Genomic DNA, 18,114 nt, shown 5'->3' with positions numbered 1-18,114 from the left:
TACCTCAAGTAAAATGTGTTGAACTGCACGAATAAATAAAATCGTGTTGTTCAGCAAACCAACTCATTATGAAGAAATTACTGTTTGTATTTGCAATATGCTTATTAGCAAAACTCGATACTATTGCCCAAGGTTGTGTAGCCATTCGTTCTAATGGTGCCTCTTGTACCGGAGAAGAAGCGTCTTCAACAAATGCGTCTGGTTGGCAACTCAATACCAATTATCGTTACTTCCATTCCTACAAACACTTTGTAGGCAAAGTGGAACAAAAAGAAAGAGAAGAGAAAGGAACCGATGTAAGAAACTGGCAGCATGCACTAACCATTAGTGTGGTGCGCAAGTTTAACAATCGTTGGAGTATGACTCTTGATGTTCCGGTACTTGTGAACACCCGTTCTTCAATGTACGAACATTATGGCAACACCAGCACCAATCCCAATGCTCGTCGTAAAACCTACGCCAATGGCTTAGGAGACGTTCGTGTAGCAGGTAACTATTGGTTATTCGATCCCTCTAAATATAAAAAAGGAAACGTTCAAGTTGGTCTAGGCATTAAACTCGCTACAGGCAACTACAATGTGCAAGATCTTTTCTGGAAAAACGATTCTACTTACGCCATTGGACCTGTAGACCAATCTATTCAACTGGGTGACGGCGGCACAGGCTTCACTACAGAAATGAATGCGTATTTCAACTTCACTCCAAGAATTGGAGTTTATGGAAACGCATATTACCTCTTCAATCCAAGAGAACAAAACGGTGTTTCTACAACCAGAGGCGGTACTGCCAGTGCCACTACTTTAAAATACTTCACCGCCACCATGAGTGTTCCGGACCAATTCATGTTCAGAGCAGGCGCTCACTATAACATCAACAAATTAATGGCAAGTGCCGGACTACGTGTAGAAGGCATTCCTGCTAAAGACGCCATCGGTGGAAGCAAAGGATTCAGAAGACCCGGCTACGTGGTTTCAATTGAACCTGTTGTAGCATACCATTTCTCTAAATTCAACGCCTTCGTAAGCGTGCCTGTTGCTGTTGAACGCAACCGCACACAAAGCTATTCCGACTTGTTGAGATCAGCTGACACCGGTACAAAAGTTCAAGGTGATGCGGCTTTCTCTAACTATTCTATCAACTGGGGATTGAGCTTCAAACTTTAAACACTCGTGCGTCAAAGAACTCAACTCACTGCAATCAAAAACGATTATGAAAATAAAATTAGTAATCATCGTAGCATTCTCTGTTTTAGCCAAGTTCTCGTTTGCGCAAACAGATGTTGATGCCATTATGATGAATAAAAACCAATTCTGCTTCGGTCCCATGTACAGCTACAGCTCTTGGGATCATTATTGGGAAGGCACATTGAAACGAAACAATGAAAACTTAGGAACTGTTAGCACCAAAATGTTCAATGTAATGGGCAATTGGGGAATTACTAACAATCTAAATCTAATGTTCAGTGTTCCTTATGTAAAAACAAAAGCAACTGCCGGTACATTGGCCGGAATGAAAGGTATTCAAGATTTGAGCATCTATGCGAAATGGAGATTTCTCAATGCATCTATAGGAAAAGCTAAACTGAAACTCTTTGCGATTGCCGGTTTCAGTACTCCGCTCGACAACTACGTAATTGATTTTCTTCCGCTTTCCGTAGGTCTCGGTTCTACCAATGGAATCTTCCGTTTTCAAGCCGATTATCAATACAAAAAATTCACAGTAACGGCCTCCACCGCGAGCTGGGAAAGAAGCAACGTAAAAATTGACCGCACTTCTTACTACGACACTGAAATGCATTATACCAATGTTGTAGACATGCCCAATGCATCGCAACAACAACTCAGAGCCGGCTACCGTGGCAAATATTTAATCGCTGAAGCCATTCTTAATAAATGGACTACCAAAGGTGGGTTCGACATTACCAGAAACAACATGCCTTTCCCCAGCAATCGCATGAACAGCACCTCCTTGGGAGTAAGCGCAAAATATACAATCCCGTCTTTTACAAACCTTAGCATCTTGGCTGGCACTCAATACACGGTAGCGGGAAGAAACGTAGGACAAAGCACTCAGTACTACGGCGGTGTTTTCTACGCATTTTATGGAAACAAAAAAAGTAAACCACAACCAAAAAAATAACTGTCATGAAAAACCGAATATATTCTCTCGCAATCATCGCCGCAGCGATCCTTACGATTGGAAGCTGTTCGAAGTCAATCAATGACAGAACAGCAGACTTACCGGCTTTAAACCCAACCAGTGTAGACGAAAATGCCGGAACCTGGAAACCCATTCTGCTAACCAGCGCTTCTGAATTTGCAGTAGCTGCTCCGGGAGCAACTACCTCACCCGATTATATTGCACAGTTAAATGAAATCAAAGACTGGCAGCAAGACATTTCAAAAGAAGAAGAATCTTTGGTGAAATACTGGGGAGCAGGAGCCGTACTTAGATGGAACGAAATTCTGAGAACTTTGGTAGCGCAACACAACCTACCGCCCTATCAGAATGCCGACGGAACCTACCCATTCCCAAATGCGAACAACCCATTAGCCTATCCCCTTTTTCCATTCGCTAATCCTCCCTATGCCGCTCGTGCATATGCTTATGTAAGTGCTGCACAGTATGATGCATTAGTGGCGGCTTACTATTACAAGAAATTGTACAACAGGCCTGCCCCATCTACAGTAGATGCGAACATCAAAACCTTATTGCCAAAGCAATCCATCGCATCTTATCCATCGGAAGACGCGGTGATTGCCGGCGTAAGTGTTGAAATGATGAAACTTTTATTCCCCGGCGATCAAGAGTTCATTCAAAAACAGGCCGAAGAACACATGCGAGCTCGCATCATTTCAGGCGCTAATGTGAGAAGTGATCTCGAAGCAGGTATGGCCCTCGGTAAATTGGTAGCACAAAAATTCGTTACCCGAGCAAGAGGTGATAGAGCAGGCGCCGCAGCCAGCAATGCTACCCAATGGGCGCAAATGGAAACTGATGCCATCAACAAAGGAGAAACTCCTTGGATCAGCTTGGAACTTCCAAAACGTCCGCCAATGCTTCCCCTATTCGGGAAAGTAAAAGCATTCTTGTTCGATTCATTGACGGCTATAAGTCTTCGTCCACCTCCACCACCAGCTACTTCTAGCCAAAAAATGAAAGATGAATTGGCAGAAGTATACAACTATGTAAAAAATCCAACCCGAGAAAACATTCGCATCGTACACTTCTGGGCCGATGGAGTTGGTACCTATACGCCTCCGGGTCACTGGAATGCCATTGCCTGCGAAGACTTCTTAAAGAAGAACTTTAGCGAAGTGCGTTGGGCTAGAAACCTTGCCTTGCTCAACATGGCTGTAATGGATGCGGGAATTGTTTGCTGGGACACGAAGTATTACTATTTCAACCCTCGTCCAACACAACTGAATCCTGCCATCAAAACACTCACCGGTATTCCGAATTTCCCTGCATACATATCAGGCCACTCTACCTTCAGCGCAGCAGCTGCAACGATCTTAAGTGTGATTGTTCCTGAAAGAGCCGCCGATTACGATGCTATGGCGAAAGAAGCATCCATGAGCCGCTTGTATGGAGGCATCCACTACAGAAGCGATTGTGAAGTAGGATTGGTAGTAGGTAAAAACGTAGGTAATTACGCAGTTGCTCGGTCTCAAACCGATGGCGCAGGCAACTAAGATTTTTGATAAAGGGTTTTATAATGATTGAGATGAAATTCGTTGTGCAGGTTTCGCCCTGCACAACCTATTACATTTAGTCCGTCACTCGAAAACAGAGGAAAAGAAAATGCCAAGAGCGTCAAACCATACAAATGAATTCATTTCTGCAGTTCAGAAAGTAAGAACAACTTGGTTGGTCTTAGTTAGCAAGATGACCTTCAAAGCCATTTTGATAACCCTATATATTCTCTTCTTACTATTATGGACCATTCGTACCAATGCACAAACAAAGGATAGTTCCAGAATAAAGGCACTCGATACAGTTACGCATACCGCTTTCGACAAAGAAGCAAGTCAACACCCCATTTCCTTAATAAAAAATGGATTCATTTATGCAGGAAAGAAAACAGAATCGATTCAACTCGCCAATACTCCGGCAGATATTGCAAACAAATCGGGCCGACAGGTATTTGCCAAAGTTCCCGGCATCTTCGTTTACGACATGGATGGATCGGGTAACCAGATCAACATTTCTGCAAGAGGCCTCGACCCGCATCGCGGCTGGGAATTCAACAACAGAAAAGACGGCATTCTCACCAATTCCGACCTCTATGGCTATCCCGCTTCACATTACAGTGCTCCGCTGGAAAGCATCGACCGAATAGAAATTGTGAGAGGAACAGGTTCACTCCAATACGGAGCTCAATTCGGAGGAATGGTTAATTATATCAGCAAACAGGGCGATACTACCCGAAAAATTTCAGGTGAAACCATCACAAGTGTTGGATCTTACAACCTACTCAGCAACTACACTTCTATTGGCGGCAAAATTGGGAAATTCCAATACTTCGCATATAACCATATTAAATTTAGAAACGGATACCGCCAAAATGAACAGACAAATTCCAATGCACAGTCGATACAATTGAGCTATGCATTCAAACCTAATTTCATTGTAAAACTTGACTGGTCGCATTCCTACTACCGTTACCGACTACCCGGAGCACTCACCGACAGTATGTTTTATGCAAATCCGAAACAAGCCACTCGTTCCAGAAATTATTACAGTCCCGATATTCATATTCCCTCTATTACACTCAATTGGAACATTGGCAACAATACTCAAGTATATGCAGTGTTCAGTGCAATACTGGGAAACAGAAGCAGTGTGATGTTCGACAAGCCAACGAATATTCGCGACACTGTAAATACAGTAACCAACCAATACAACAATCGTCAAGTAGACATCGACAATTACCATAGTTATACATCCGAAGTGAAGATGGTTCATCGCTATACAGCTTTTCATCAAACACATTATTTTCTGGCAGGCATTCAATATTTGAATAATGATTTGCATCGCCGCCAGCTTGGTGTTGGAACAACCGGCTCCGATTATGATTTAACCCTAGTGAACCCAACATGGGGACGCGATATTCACTTCAAAACCACCAATATCGCGCTCTACATGGAACATCGCTGGCAGCTATCGAAAGCGTTCAGTTTGGGCGCAGGACTACGTTATGAAAATGGCGAAACCAATTTATCGGGAACCATCGTTTACTACCCCGGCAATCAAGTGCCTGTTTCTATTCCAAGAAATTTCGCACTTCCCGGTGCCAACTTCTCCCTTAAAACAGGAAGAAGCACCGAAATATACGGTGGCATAGCCAGTGCTTATCACTCCATGTATTTAAAAGACTTGTTACCCGGATCTACTTTTGAACGTGTAGATCCCAATATCAAAGACGCAAAAGGATACAATGCTGAACTAGGATTTAGAGGAACCCATGAATCTTGGCGTTGGGACCTTACTTCTTTCGCACTTCGCTATAACAACCGCTTTGGAACGATCGCCATTATTGAATCGAATGGAAACTTGATTACTTACAAAACCAATGTCGGAAATTCCTTCACTTATGGATTAGAAACCTTTGTGCAGAAAGATTGGAACTTATCGGCTTTCAGTAAACTTAGCATTCACACAGCAACAGCAATCTTTCATGGTCGCTATGTTTCAGGAAATGTAAAATCAGGATCAAACAATATCAATATCACCGGAAATAGAATTGAATCAGTTCCGGAACTCATTAGTAGAAACGGCCTTAGCTACCGATACAAAACATTCACAGCATCTATTCTTTACAGTTATACAGGCGCTTCTTATGCCGACGCTTTGAATACCAAAGAACCTCAAAAAACTACCGGTGCTGTAGGACTCGTTCCTTCTTACGGCATTATCGATTTGAATATAGGATTCAAACCAAGTGCATCCACCGTTTTGAAACTTTCAATCAACAATCTCACCAATAAACAATACTTTACTAAGCGCCCCAGCTTCTACCCTGGCCCCGGCATTTGGTCTTCTGATGGCATCAATGGTCAAATCAGTTTCGCATTGTCTTTCTAAACGTTTTCAACAGGTTTTTTTTGAACCGCAGCGGCGCAGCGTTATTTCTATTCTACTAATACGCGACCCCTACAGGGTCGTTTACACCATTGCACGCCTTATCACTAATTCCCAAATCACCAAATTAACCAATTAACATACAGGCTACTGATATGCGACCCCTACAGGGTCGTGTACACCATTGTGCGCTTCATCACTAATTCCCAAATCACCAAATTCCCCAATTAACATCCAGGCTACTGATATGCGACTCCTACAGGGTCGTGCACTTTCTTTCTCCTCCCTCCTCTCATCCTCGTCTCCTCCTTCCTGTATTCCGGCTGTTCCATTATTAATTATCAACTATTAATTAATTCCCCCTGTTCCTCCCCCTGTTCTTTCTCTGTATTTCCTCCCTCCTCTCATCCTCGTCTCCTCCTTCCTGTATTCCGGCTGTTCCATTATTAATTATCAACTATTAATTAATTCCCCCTGTTCCTCCCCCTGTTCTTTCTCTGTATTTCCTCCCTCCTCTCATCCTCGTCTCCTCCCTCCCGTATTCCGGCTGTTCCATTATTAATTATCAACTATTAATTAATTCCCCCTGTTCCTCCCCCTCTGCTTTCTCTGTATTTCCTCCCTCCTCTCATCCTCGTCTCCTCCTTCCTCTATTCCCCTATCTTTGCCTAAAATTTCCACCTGTGACCAAGCTTTTCAATACCTCTAAACTAGTTCCGGCCTTCGTATTCGTTTCCTTTTATCTAATAGTTGCGTCCTGCACTCCCGACAACATAAAAGAAGACGACTCTTTAAAGACCTTCTTCGATGAACACAAAAGCACGGGCACTTTTGGACTTTACTCCAATGGCACCGGCTCTTTCAATATCTACAACTTATCGCGCTTTGCCGATAGCACTTATACACCTGCCTCTACCTTCAAAATTGTAAACTCTCTTATTGGAACCGAACTTGGAATTGTACCAAACGATAGCACCGTATTGGACTGGGGCTTCCGAGTGTCAGGAAGAACAGAATGCGATACGCCTCTTACTATGAGAGAAGCGTTCCGCCGCTCCTGCCCTAATTGGTACCAGAAACTAGCACAGAAAATAGGTGTAGCAACCATGCAACGCTACCTCGATACCTTGGGCTATGGCGCTCGCTATAAGAAGTTTGTAATAAAGAACAATCTCGACACCTTCTGGCTTAACAACGACTTGAAAGTAACCGCCGACGAAGAATTGGGTGTAGTTAAAAAACTGTACTTCAACCAGTTACCATTTCAAAACCGTACTCAAGAATTGGTTCGAAACATGATGTTATGGGAGGACAATGCGAACTATAAACTCTATTATAAAACAGGCTGGGGTACCACACCATCAGGCAATCAGCTCGGCTGGATCGTAGGTTGGATTGAAGAAAACAAACATCCCTATTTCTTCGCCCTGCAAGTAGAATCTCCCGATTCCAAAATAGATATGAAAACCGTGCGTTTATCTATTCTGAAAAACATCCTCAAAAAATATGGCTTTTTTGAGGGTAAGAAATAATTAATCAATTGAATATCTGTAACTTAGGTAAAATTGCACCAAGATTGGTTTGATTCTTGTTATAGATTGGCATCCAATGTCTGACTTCAAATTCCAATATAACTGGATCCTTTTCCTTTTGGGTATCGTCCCATTCCTCATCCTTGTATGGTTGAGTTTCGTGTACTGGCGTAAAAAGCAGATCAAAAAAATCGGAGATCCCACGCTCGTTTCCCAACAACTTAGATCCTATTCAAATGGCAATGCCCGTTTCAAAGGCATATTAGCGCTAATTGCATTAGCCCTTATCATTACGGCTGCAGCCAATTTGCAAAAACCCGGGAAAAACGCCGACCTAAAACGTAAAGGAATTGATGTGATGATTGCCCTCGACCTCAGCAAAAGCATGCTGGCAGCAGATATCAAGCCCAATCGACTCGAAAAAGCACGTCAATTTATCTACAAAATGATTGACGCCATGCCCAATGATCGAATCGGGTTTGTAGTTTTTGCAGGTCATTCATATTTACAAATGCCTCTTACTACCGACCATGCAGCTGCGCGTTTGTATGTACAAAATGCTGATCCCGATCTAATTCCCACTCAAGGTACCGTTATCAGCGAAGCATTGAAAATGTGCTACAACGGCTTCAACAGCAAAGAAAGAAGATACAAATCAATCATATTGATCACCGACGGTGAAGACCATGACGCTGAAGCAGTAAGTCTGATTCCTTCATTAAATGATGCCGGTATCATGGTAAATACAGTGGGAATAGGCTCCCCGGATGGTGCGCCTATTGTAGATCCGCTCACCAATACCTACAAAACAGATCTGGCCGGAAACCAAGTGATTTCAAAATTGAATACTGCTTTACTTGAGCAAATTTCAAAAGGAACCAAAGGAAAATTCACCTTACTAAACAATGTTCCCGAAGCAGTTTCTGAGGTAGACGCGCAACTGAACACAATCGAAAAAGCACCGCTTGAAGACAACAGCTTTCGAGAATACAATCATTATTTCTTCTACTTTGTAGCAGCTGCCATCTTTGTGCTATTGTTAGAATTCTTCTGGCCTGCTCGAAAATGGAAAACAGCATGAACCTAAAGTCCTTACATATCACTTTATGCTTTTCAATAGTGGCAATAAGTTCAGTGGCACAAACCACGGAAGATCCCATGAACCTTGGCAATCAGCGATACCTTCAAGGAAAATATTCGGAAGCAGTTCCGTTCTACCAACAAATCCTACAAAAAAACAACAGCAACTTCAACGCTTGGTATAATCTGGGCGCCGCTTATTATAAATCAGACAAGGCCGACGAAGCTTTGGCAGCCTACGATGGCATCATCAAATCTTCAGCCGACCCCAAACTCGTTCAAAAAGCTTGGTACAACAAAGGCGTAGTGCTCACCCATCAGAAAAAACTGTTGGAAAGCATCGAAGCCTATAAAAAAGCACTTCGCTTGGATCCCACTGACGAAGACGCACGCTTCAATCTGCAAAAAGCCCTCGAAGAACTGCGCAAACAGCAAAAACAGAAAAAAGAGCAGCAGAAAAACAAACAAACGGAACAAGAAAGCCCTGAACAATCGCCAATGAACAAAAAGCAGATTGACCAATGGCTTCAATCCCTCCGCCAAAAAGAGCAAGACGTTCAGAAAAAAATGCAACAAAAGAACGGCAAAGGTGTTAGTAAACCGGAGAAAGACTGGTAACCACAAGCATTGCCAATCCTTCTCTAGCGCAAAGAATCTGAATCTATTCAGGAATCAATTGGTTCCTCTATATTAATTATTAAATCTTACTCATTAATTTACAATTGCTTGTAATTTTGAGCCATGTTAACATACGCAGCTGCACTAAATAAGTACAAACGTCTGGCCACTCGTGAGGTATCCATTGGCGACCTGAAACTGGGAAATTTCAATCCCATCCGTGTTCAAACCATGACTACCACCGATACCATGGACACTATTGCTACTGTAGAGCAAACCATCCGTTGTATTGAAGCAGGTGCCGAACTGGTTCGCATTACCGCCCCCAGTAAGAAAGAAGCTGAAAACCTTTTGGAGATAAAAAAAGAACTGCGCAGAAGGGGGTACAATACACCTCTCATCGCAGATATTCACTTTACCCCAAATGCTGCCGAGATCGCAGCACGTATCATTGAAAAAGTACGTGTGAATCCCGGAAACTATGTCGATAAAAAGAAATTCGAACTCATTGAATATACCGATGCTGATTATGCGGAAGAAATTGAACGTATTCGCGAACGATTTACACCATTGGTGAAAATTTGTAAAGAATACGGAACCGCCATGCGCATCGGAACCAATCATGGCTCATTGAGTGATCGCATCATGAGTCGCTATGGCGATACACCCAATGGAATGGTAGAAAGTGCCATGGAATTTCTACGCATCGCTCGCGACGAAAATTACCACAACATTGTATTGAGCATGAAAAGCTCGAACCCGCAAGTAATGGTTCAAGCTTACAGACTGCTCATCTCAAGCATGCAAACAGAATTTGGCGAAGCGTATCCTTTGCACTTGGGTGTAACGGAAGCAGGTGATGGAGAAGACGGACGCATAAAATCTGCTATCGGAATTGGTACATTACTGGAAGATGGAATTGGCGATACCATACGCGTATCCTTAACCGAAGATCCGGAATTTGAAATTCCGGTTTGTAAAGACCTGGTAAAAAGATACGCTGTTACAGACAGGAAAGAACCGGCCCTTGCTGAACCTCAAAACTTACCCTACAATCCTTTTGAATACAAAAGAAGAACTTCCACCCCTATCAAAAATATTGGTGGTAAGAATGTTCCCGTTGTGATAGCCGATTTGAGCAAAAAAGAATCCATTCAACCATCCGATTTGCAAAGCGTTGGATACACTTACGATGAGCAAACAGACAAATGGGCGATTGGTGATGCGGCTGCAGACTATATTTACATTGGCTCGAAAAGCCTTTCATTTGCTATTCCGGGAACCCTGCGGGTTATTACTGATGGAAACAGTTGGTTAAACCAAACAGATCATCAAACTTATTATCCCATTATTGATAGCTCGCACTATGGAAAACAGGCATTGCACAAAGAACTCAACTTTGTAATGATCGATTGTTTTTCAGAAACAAACAGTCTTCCCGATTTCTCGGCACCTGTATTCAAAGATCCAACAGTTGTATTTTGCTTCAGTAGCACCAACACGAATGCCATGCAATCGGTACGTGCCATGTGTGTAGCATTCATGCAAAACAACATTCAAAATCCGGTGATCTTGATAACCGATAGCAACTTGCAAACACCCGACGAACACCTCATCCATTTCGCTACAGAAACAGGATCACTTTTATTAGAAGGCATGGGCGATGGAATTTGCCTTGGCTACGGATCCAATGCTCATATGGACAATGTGAAAGTGAGTGGTAGAACCTATCTCGAAGTAAAGGACCGCGAACAATTTACCAATAATACAGCCTTCTCAATTCTACAGGCAACTAGAACAAGGATCTCTAAAACCGAATACATCAGCTGCCCAAGCTGTGGTCGCACTTTGTTCGATTTGCAAGAAACCACTGCGAAAATCAGAGCCGTTACCAATCACCTTAAAGGCGTTAAAATTGCCATTATGGGTTGTATTGTGAATGGGCCTGGTGAAATGGCAGACGCCGATTTTGGCTATGTAGGCAGTGGCCCGGGCAAAATCACCCTCTATAAAGGCAAAGAAGTGGTAAAGCGTAATATCGACAGCGCCGGAGCAGTAGAACAACTCATCGATCTACTGAAAGAAAACGGAGCCTGGAAATAAAAGGTATCCCTATTCCCACAAGAAGTAACCGTCAAGCGCAGACTTCATTCAGCACCCACTATTAATTACTAATTCTTAATTTAACAGTTGCTGCATCTCTGCCCTTGACCTGCATTACGTATCTTTAAGGTCTATTTCAACGAAATGCCAGAACTATGAATTTCACCATAGAACAAGTTAGTGAGAATGGTTTGCAGGTGTACAAAATCATCAATCAAAAAACCAAAACATCCGTATCCATTCTACCCGATCATGGAGCGCTGCTGCATGCTTTCGAAGTAATGACTCCAAACGGACCACTTAATATCATTGAAAACTATAAAAGCGAAGAAGAGGTTCAACAAGAATTAACACGCTCATTCAAAAGTGCGAAGCTAAGTCCATTTGCATGTCGAATCCCCGAAGGAAAATACAATTGGGAAGGAAAAGCCTACGAATTCAAAACTAAATTCTTTGATGGATCTGCCATCCACGGATTATTGCATTCCAAGCCTTATCAAGTAACAGAAGTGATCACCGATGAAAGTCAGGCCTCCATCCACCTTCAATATCGTTATCAATCCGATGACGAAGGATACCCATTCGATTATACCTGTGACATAGTATACAGTTTAAGGGAAAACGACCTCGTTCAACTTTCTACAACTATACACAACCACAGCACCCAAGCCATTCCTTTAGCCGATGGATGGCATCCCTATTTCAAACTAGGCGAAGATCCAATCAATACTTATACGCTGGAATTCGCATCTAACCAAATGCTGGAATTTGATTCAAAGCTAATTCCAACCGGGAAACTTCTAAATGACACAAGATTTAGCAAGGCTACACTATTAGAAGCAACCTTTCTCGACAATTGTTTCTTGCTCAACAATTTCGATCAACACGTTTGTACCTTAACCAACCCTGGCAACGGAATACAACTTCAAATTCACACCAACAGTCATTATCCCTACCTCCAACTATACACACCAGACGATCGCAAAAGCATCGCCATAGAAAACTTGAGTGGAGCACCCAATTGCTTCGAAAACAAAATGGGTTTAATTGTTTTGCCCCCAAATCAAGAACAAGTGTTTAAAGTAAAATATCAGATCAAAAAGATTCAATAATATGAGAACGCTTAAATTCTTCTTCCTAGCTACCATCATTAGTATTGTTGCACTGGCCTGCTACGAAGTAAACGACTCCGTTACAATTAACAGTAATGGTTCCGGTTCCTATGTCGCCAAAATGGATATGGGACAAATGCTAGAAATGCTCAAATCAATGAGCACAGAAGAAGACATCAAAAAACTTCAAAAAACAATTGATACCGTTGTAAACTTAGGTAGCATCACCGATACACTAAGCAACTTGTCGAAAGAGCAACGGGAGCTTTTTCACAACGGTCAAATTGGGATGAAAATGGACTTTAACAATAGCGTGTTTGTTATCACCACTACTGTTCCATTTAAATCTTACTCACAATTACAAACGCTTTTACAAGGAACCGGAAGCATGAGTGCCATTAGTGGTATGATGAAAAAGGCGCTTCCTTCAACGGGCGATCAAAGTAGCGGCGCAGATAATGCTAGTCCCGATGAAGTATTCTCTGCATTCTCTGTTACAGCATCAAAAGGTACAATCAAAAAAACATTGGATGCCGGCAAATTCAAAGAAATCATGGCTCGCCCTGAAATGCAACAATACACACAAATGGGAGGAGCCGGCATTGAAATACCCTACACTACTACTATAAATCTCCCAAGTCCTGTGACAGCGCTAACCGGAACCAATGCAACACTTTCAGCCGATAAAAAAACGGTTACAATTAAATACAATTTCTTGTCGCTTTTCGATAACCCTGAGCAATTGAATTATTCAATCAGCTTCTAATTATAAGTGAACATGGCAGCCACCACACATCAAACAGATTTTTTAGTCATTGGATCCGGAATCGCCGGATTGACGTATGCACTCAAAATAGCCGACACCTACCCCGACAAAAAAATTACAGTCATCACAAAAACTCAAACCGATGAAACCAATACCAAATATGCGCAAGGCGGTATTGCAGGAGTATGGGATGCAGAACATGATAGTTTTAATAAACATATCGAAGACACGTTAATTGCAGGAGATGGTCTTTGTAATAAAGAAGTAGTAGAAATTGTTGTGAAAGAAGGGGTTGAAAGAATTCATGATATTATTGAATGGGGCGCCCGTTTCGATAAAGCAGAAGACGGGGAATACAAATTGGGCAAAGAAGGAGGCCATAGCGAATACAGAATTCTTCACCACAAAGACGTTACCGGAAAAGAAATGGAACGCGCCTTGGTAGAAGCCGTTGCCGCGCATAAGAATATTGAGATCATCAAACATTGCTTTGTAGTAGACCTAATCACACAACACCATTTAGGCTACCTGGTTACAAAAGGCACCCCCGACATTACTTGTTTGGGAGTGTACGTACTCAATCACACCAATAACCAAATTGAAAAGATATTATCACCTGTTACTTTATTAGCAACAGGAGGTAACGGTCAGGTATACCGCTCCACCACCAACCCATTCATTGCAACAGGCGATGGAGTAGCGATGGTGTACAGAGCCAAAGGAAGAATTGAAAACATGGAATTCATTCAGTTCCATCCTACAGCCCTATATGAACCCGGAGTGCGCGGTCAATCCTTTCTTATTACAGAAGCTGTAAGAGGCGATGGTGGAATTCTTCGTAATAAGAATGGAGAAGCTTTTATGGAGCGATACGATCATCGAAAAGACCTTGCCCCACGTGATATTGTAGCAAGAGCCATCGATAGCGAAATGAAAATCAACGGTACCGAACATGTGTACCTCGATTGCCGACACATGGACCTTGAAAAATTCAAAGAGCACTTCCCTAACATTTACGAGAAATGTAAATCCATAGGCATCGATGTTTCCAAACACATGATTCCCGTAGCACCCGCGGCACACTATAGTTGTGGTGGTATTAAAACAGACGAATGGGGTCGTACCTCCATTCACAACCTCTACGCCGCCGGAGAATGCGCTAGTACCGGATTGCATGGGGCAAATCGATTGGCGAGTAACTCCCTATTAGAAGCCATGGTGTTTGCGCACCGTTGCTTCCTCGACGTAAAAGATAAAACCACTTCCGGCAAAATTGCCACTCAATACGATGCCAATGCAGTTCCCGACTGGAATGCCAGCGGTACCAATCAGCCAAAGGAAATGATCCTTATTACCCAAAGCTTGAAAGAAGTGCAACAAATTATGAGCGACTACGTGGGTATTGTAAGAACCGATACGCGCTTGCAACGTGCAATGAAACGCATCGATCTGTTATGGGAAGAAACAGAAGCATTGTATGAAACCACTACACTGTCGCCTCAGCTTTGCGAACTCAGAAATATGATTACAGTGAGCTACTTGATCGTGAAATGTGCTACATTCCGAAAAGAAAGCAGAGGACTTCATTTCAATACTGACTATCCAAACAAAAGCGCTTTACTTCAAAACATCGTTCTATAAAATCCATGAAAGCCATTATTTTTTCTGCAGGACTCGGAACTCGTTTCAAACCTTGGACCGACCACCATCCCAAAGCATTGGCTCCGGTCAATGGAAAGCCCTTGTTACAACGAAACATAGAGTACCTGCAGCAATACGGCATTCGAGATGTGGTGGTGAATGTGCATCACTTTCCGGACCAAATTATTGAAGCCGTTAAAACCAATAATGGATGGGGGTCGAATGTAATGATCAGCGATGAAAGCGATTCGGTTTTGGAAACCGGTGGTGGACTATTAAAAGCCGCAGACCTCCTTCGCTCAAACGAACCGTTTATAAGTATTAATGCCGACATCTTAACAAACCTTAATATCACCAAGCTTCTTGAATACCATAAAAAACAAGAAGCGCTGATTTCTTTCGGAGTTACAACCCGCCCAAGTTCCCGAAACCTTCTCTTCGATGAAAACTACCGATTAGTAGGTTGGAAAAACAATCAAACAGAAGAATACAGGATGGCGAACAAAAGCCTAAGCGGTAAAGAACCAAACATCATTGCACGCTCCTATAGTTGCGTTGTGGTGTATCAACCGGAAGTATTGGACCTAATAACCCAAAGAGGCAAATTCTCCGTTATCGACGTTTATCTCGACCTCGGTGGAGCACATAAAATAATGGGGTACGACCATAGTGGCGATTTATTGGTAGACGTAGGCAAACCCGATTCTGTTGCGAAAGCAGAAGCGCTTTTCCCATAGTCGAGCTATTACCGTACTTTTGCGCTTCAACGATCAACAAACATCCATGCATCCTGTACTAGTTTCAATTAGCCAACTCTTCGAAAAATGGAGTGGAACTGCTCCCGATAAAATAGATCTATTGCCGCAGGCGGGATCAGACCGCAGGTATTACCGTGTTTATGGCAACAGCACCAGTGTAATTGCTACACATGGCAACAACATTCCTGAAAACGAATCTTTTATCTATTTCACCGAACAATTCAATAAGAAAAAACTAGCTGCACCTACAATTTTGGCTGTTTCAGAAGACAAAACGATCTACCTGCAAACAGATCTAGGAGATGTATCACTTCTCAATAGACTAGAATCGGAAGGCTTAACAGATGAAATTTATGCACTTTTTAAAACAAGCCTTTCTTCTTTAGCAAAACTTCAAGTTCAAGCCGACCAAGATATTGACTACAGAAAATGTTTGACCAACCAAGAATTTGGACGGCAAGCGATTCTTGCAGACCTCCTCTATTTCAAATATTATTTTTTAGATGCCCTGCGCAAACCTTACGATAAACAAAAACTAATCGACGATTTCGAAGCGTTGAGTACTTACCTAACTCATACAGAGTATAAATTTTTCATGTTCCGTGATTTCCAAAGTAGAAACATCATGGTGCAGCCTGACCAATCCGTTGCTTTCATCGACTATCAAGGCGGTATGAAAGGCGCACCCCAATATGATGTGGCAAGCATGCTTTGGCAAGCCAGAGCCAACTTACCAGATGATTGGAAAGATGGACTGCTAAAAGACTATATCGATGCGTTTGAGGTAGAAGTGGGGCATCCGGTAAACAGAGCCGTGTTTCAAAGTCAATACAACGGATACGTACTCATCCGTCTTCTTCAAGTATTAGGAGCCTATGGCTTCAGAGGACTGTTTGAAAGAAAAGCACAATTCCTAACCAGCATCCCTCAAGCACTGGCAAACCTAAAATGGTTCTTCGAAAATCAAAGCCTAGGCATTGCTGTACCCGAGTTTAAAAAAGTGCTGGAAATCTGTATCAGCGACGAAATCGTGAATCGATTTACACCGCTTCGCGCTACAGATGAAACTCCCTTAGTAGTCAAAATTGCGAGCTTCTCATTTAGAAAAGGAATACCCGCTGATGAATCTGAAAACGGAGGCGGCTTTGTGTTTGACTGCAGAGGAATTCTCAACCCCGGTAGAATTGAGAAATACAAAACAATGACGGGAAGAGACAAAGAGGTAAAAGACTATCTGGAACAAGAAACCCGTATGCCGGAATTCTTAAATAGTGTGTTTGATATTGTAGATATCTCTGTTGAAGATTACATTAAACGTGGTTTTGGCAGCTTGATGATCAACTTTGGCTGCACCGGTGGTCAGCACAGAAGCGTGTACGCCGCCGACGCCACTGCACGCCACCTGCGAAATAAATTCAAAGTAAAAGTTGAATTGCAGCACATCGAACAAGAAGCAAAAAATTGGATCAACTTACCATATTAATAGCATGTACTACTTGATATTCATACCACTTTACCTACTAAGCTTATTGCCGGTTAGAGTATTGTATTTCTTTGGAGACGCAATCTATGGTGTACTCTTCTACATTATTGGGTACAGAAAACAAGTAGTGCTGAACAATCTAAAAATCGCCTTCCCGGAAAAGTCGGATGTAGAACGCTATAAAATTGCAAAAGGATTCTATCATAACTTCATCGATACCTTTATGGAAACCATCAAGTTCATTACTTGGGGTGAGAAAGAAATGAAGAAGCGCTTCGAAGCCGATCTTAGTAATTTTGAAAAAGCCTATCAATACAATAAACCCATTCACTTAATAGGCATGCATAATTTCAACTGGGAATATGTAAATCTTGGATTATGCACCAGACTTAAATATCCTTTCCTCGGAATCTATATGCCGGTTGGAAACAAAGCCTTCGATCGAATTATTTATAATATGCGCAGCAAATTAGGAACCATCCTGATTCCTGCAACAGATTTTAAGAACAACTATCTCAAATACGCTTCAACACTGCATGTATTGGGAACAGCTGCAGATCAAAGTCCCGGTAATCCAAAATCAGCCTATTGGACCAATTTCTTTGGAAGACCCACGGCTTTTGTGGTTGGACCTGAAAAGGGAGCCAAAGTAAATGACGCAGTAATTTTATTCGCCCATTTTTACAAAACAAAAAGAGGCTATTACAAAATAGATACAGAATTCATTACAGCAGAACCAAACAGTTTACCTCAAGGTGAAATCACCGCACTCTACGCCAAATACATTGAGAAATGCCTTCGCCAACATCCTTCGAACTACCTATGGAGCCACCGCCGTTGGAAGCACGAATGGAAAGATGAATACGGGAAAGTAATTGGTTAATTTGAGAATGTGAAAATTTGTGGCTCCTCGCTCAAATTACCCAATCGATATTGT

14 protein-coding genes are annotated in these 18,114 nt (G+C 42.3%); all 14 read left to right on the top strand.

What is annotated here, in order from left to right:
- Nucleotides 1-68 precede the first annotated feature (68 nt).
- The 14 genes from ACQ2HE_RS03525 (at nucleotide 69) to ACQ2HE_RS03460 (ending at nucleotide 18,060) form a co-directional block, all read left to right on the top strand.
- Entirely contained in the window at nucleotides 69-1,163 is a 1,095-nt protein-coding gene (locus ACQ2HE_RS03525; protein WP_430901378.1) for a hypothetical protein, read from the top strand.
- A gap of 46 nt (nucleotides 1,164-1,209) precedes the next feature.
- Entirely contained in the window at nucleotides 1,210-2,139 is a 930-nt protein-coding gene (locus ACQ2HE_RS03520) for a hypothetical protein (protein WP_430901376.1), read from the top strand.
- A 5-nt stretch (nucleotides 2,140-2,144) separates the two neighbouring features.
- Nucleotides 2,145-3,695 carry a vanadium-dependent haloperoxidase gene (locus ACQ2HE_RS03515; RefSeq protein ID WP_430901374.1) on the top strand — a complete coding sequence of 517 codons (1,551 nt, stop codon included), beginning with the start codon at nucleotides 2,145-2,147 and terminating at the stop codon, nucleotides 3,693-3,695.
- Between the two features lie 109 nt (nucleotides 3,696-3,804).
- Nucleotides 3,805-6,087 carry a TonB-dependent receptor family protein gene (locus ACQ2HE_RS03510; protein WP_430901372.1) on the top strand — a complete coding sequence of 761 codons (2,283 nt, stop codon included), beginning with the start codon at nucleotides 3,805-3,807 and terminating at the stop codon, nucleotides 6,085-6,087.
- 680 nt (nucleotides 6,088-6,767) lie between these two features.
- Nucleotides 6,768-7,616: a penicillin-binding transpeptidase domain-containing protein gene (locus tag ACQ2HE_RS03505; RefSeq protein WP_430894500.1), complete on the top strand. Its 849-nt coding sequence runs from the start codon at nucleotides 6,768-6,770 to the stop codon at nucleotides 7,614-7,616.
- Between the two features lie 76 nt (nucleotides 7,617-7,692).
- On the top strand, nucleotides 7,693-8,697 hold the full coding sequence (locus ACQ2HE_RS03500; protein WP_430894502.1) for a VWA domain-containing protein: 1,005 nt from the start codon (nucleotides 7,693-7,695) through the stop codon (nucleotides 8,695-8,697).
- Nucleotides 8,694-9,314 carry a tetratricopeptide repeat protein gene (locus ACQ2HE_RS03495; RefSeq protein WP_430894504.1) on the top strand — a complete coding sequence of 207 codons (621 nt, stop codon included), beginning with the start codon at nucleotides 8,694-8,696 and terminating at the stop codon, nucleotides 9,312-9,314. Before ACQ2HE_RS03500 ends, ACQ2HE_RS03495 begins: the two co-directional genes overlap by 4 nt.
- A 123-nt stretch (nucleotides 9,315-9,437) precedes the next feature.
- On the top strand, nucleotides 9,438-11,417 hold the full coding sequence (gene ispG / locus ACQ2HE_RS03490) for a (E)-4-hydroxy-3-methylbut-2-enyl-diphosphate synthase (RefSeq protein ID WP_430894506.1): 1,980 nt from the start codon (nucleotides 9,438-9,440) through the stop codon (nucleotides 11,415-11,417).
- Nucleotides 11,418-11,572: 155 nt separating this feature from the next.
- Nucleotides 11,573-12,529: an aldose 1-epimerase gene (locus ACQ2HE_RS03485; RefSeq protein ID WP_430894508.1), complete on the top strand. Its 957-nt coding sequence runs from the start codon at nucleotides 11,573-11,575 to the stop codon at nucleotides 12,527-12,529.
- A 1-nt stretch (nucleotide 12,530) separates the two neighbouring features.
- On the top strand, nucleotides 12,531-13,295 hold the full coding sequence (locus ACQ2HE_RS03480) for a hypothetical protein (RefSeq protein ID WP_430894510.1): 765 nt from the start codon (nucleotides 12,531-12,533) through the stop codon (nucleotides 13,293-13,295).
- A gap of 12 nt (nucleotides 13,296-13,307) precedes the next feature.
- Nucleotides 13,308-14,936 (top strand): L-aspartate oxidase, encoded by a 1,629-nt coding sequence (gene nadB, locus ACQ2HE_RS03475; protein ID WP_430894512.1) that lies wholly within the window; start codon nucleotides 13,308-13,310, stop codon nucleotides 14,934-14,936.
- A 5-nt stretch (nucleotides 14,937-14,941) separates the two neighbouring features.
- Nucleotides 14,942-15,673, top strand: a complete 732-nt coding sequence (locus ACQ2HE_RS03470) for a nucleotidyltransferase family protein (RefSeq protein ID WP_430894514.1) — start codon at nucleotides 14,942-14,944, stop codon at nucleotides 15,671-15,673.
- Between the two features lie 46 nt (nucleotides 15,674-15,719).
- A complete protein-coding gene (locus ACQ2HE_RS03465) occupies nucleotides 15,720-17,177 on the top strand; it encodes a RapZ C-terminal domain-containing protein (protein WP_430894516.1) in 1,458 nt (485 codons plus the stop codon).
- Nucleotides 17,178-17,181: 4 nt separating this feature from the next.
- Entirely contained in the window at nucleotides 17,182-18,060 is an 879-nt protein-coding gene (locus ACQ2HE_RS03460; RefSeq protein ID WP_430894518.1) for a lysophospholipid acyltransferase family protein, read from the top strand.
- Nucleotides 18,061-18,114: the final 54 nt, after the last annotated feature.

It is taken from the genome of Endoryza foliicola (assembly GCF_050589245.1).
Classification (GTDB): domain Bacteria; phylum Bacteroidota; class Bacteroidia; order Chitinophagales; family Chitinophagaceae; genus Endoryza; species Endoryza foliicola.
The sequence above is the reverse complement of the archived record's forward strand: the minus strand, read 5'-3'. Positions and strand labels throughout refer to the sequence as shown.

What these genes read in the sequence shown, in the direction of transcription:
- ACQ2HE_RS03465 (WP_430894516.1), top strand. Translation starts at nt 15,720, where the DNA reads ATGCATCCTGTACTAGTTTCAATTAGCCAACTCTTCGAAAAATGGAGT.
- ACQ2HE_RS03515 (WP_430901374.1), top strand. Translation starts at nt 2,145, where the DNA reads ATGAAAAACCGAATATATTCTCTCGCAATCATCGCCGCAGCGATCCTT.
- ispG (WP_430894506.1), top strand. Translation starts at nt 9,438, where the DNA reads ATGTTAACATACGCAGCTGCACTAAATAAGTACAAACGTCTGGCCACT.
- nadB (WP_430894512.1), top strand. Translation starts at nt 13,308, where the DNA reads ATGGCAGCCACCACACATCAAACAGATTTTTTAGTCATTGGATCCGGA.
- ACQ2HE_RS03510 (WP_430901372.1), top strand. Translation starts at nt 3,805, where the DNA reads ATGCCAAGAGCGTCAAACCATACAAATGAATTCATTTCTGCAGTTCAG.
- ACQ2HE_RS03485 (WP_430894508.1), top strand. Translation starts at nt 11,573, where the DNA reads ATGAATTTCACCATAGAACAAGTTAGTGAGAATGGTTTGCAGGTGTAC.
- ACQ2HE_RS03460 (WP_430894518.1), top strand. Translation starts at nt 17,182, where the DNA reads ATGTACTACTTGATATTCATACCACTTTACCTACTAAGCTTATTGCCG.
- ACQ2HE_RS03480 (WP_430894510.1), top strand. Translation starts at nt 12,531, where the DNA reads ATGAGAACGCTTAAATTCTTCTTCCTAGCTACCATCATTAGTATTGTT.
- ACQ2HE_RS03470 (WP_430894514.1), top strand. Translation starts at nt 14,942, where the DNA reads ATGAAAGCCATTATTTTTTCTGCAGGACTCGGAACTCGTTTCAAACCT.
- ACQ2HE_RS03500 (WP_430894502.1), top strand. Translation starts at nt 7,693, where the DNA reads ATGTCTGACTTCAAATTCCAATATAACTGGATCCTTTTCCTTTTGGGT.
- ACQ2HE_RS03525 (WP_430901378.1), top strand. Translation starts at nt 69, where the DNA reads ATGAAGAAATTACTGTTTGTATTTGCAATATGCTTATTAGCAAAACTC.
- ACQ2HE_RS03495 (WP_430894504.1), top strand. Translation starts at nt 8,694, where the DNA reads ATGAACCTAAAGTCCTTACATATCACTTTATGCTTTTCAATAGTGGCA.
- ACQ2HE_RS03520 (WP_430901376.1), top strand. Translation starts at nt 1,210, where the DNA reads ATGAAAATAAAATTAGTAATCATCGTAGCATTCTCTGTTTTAGCCAAG.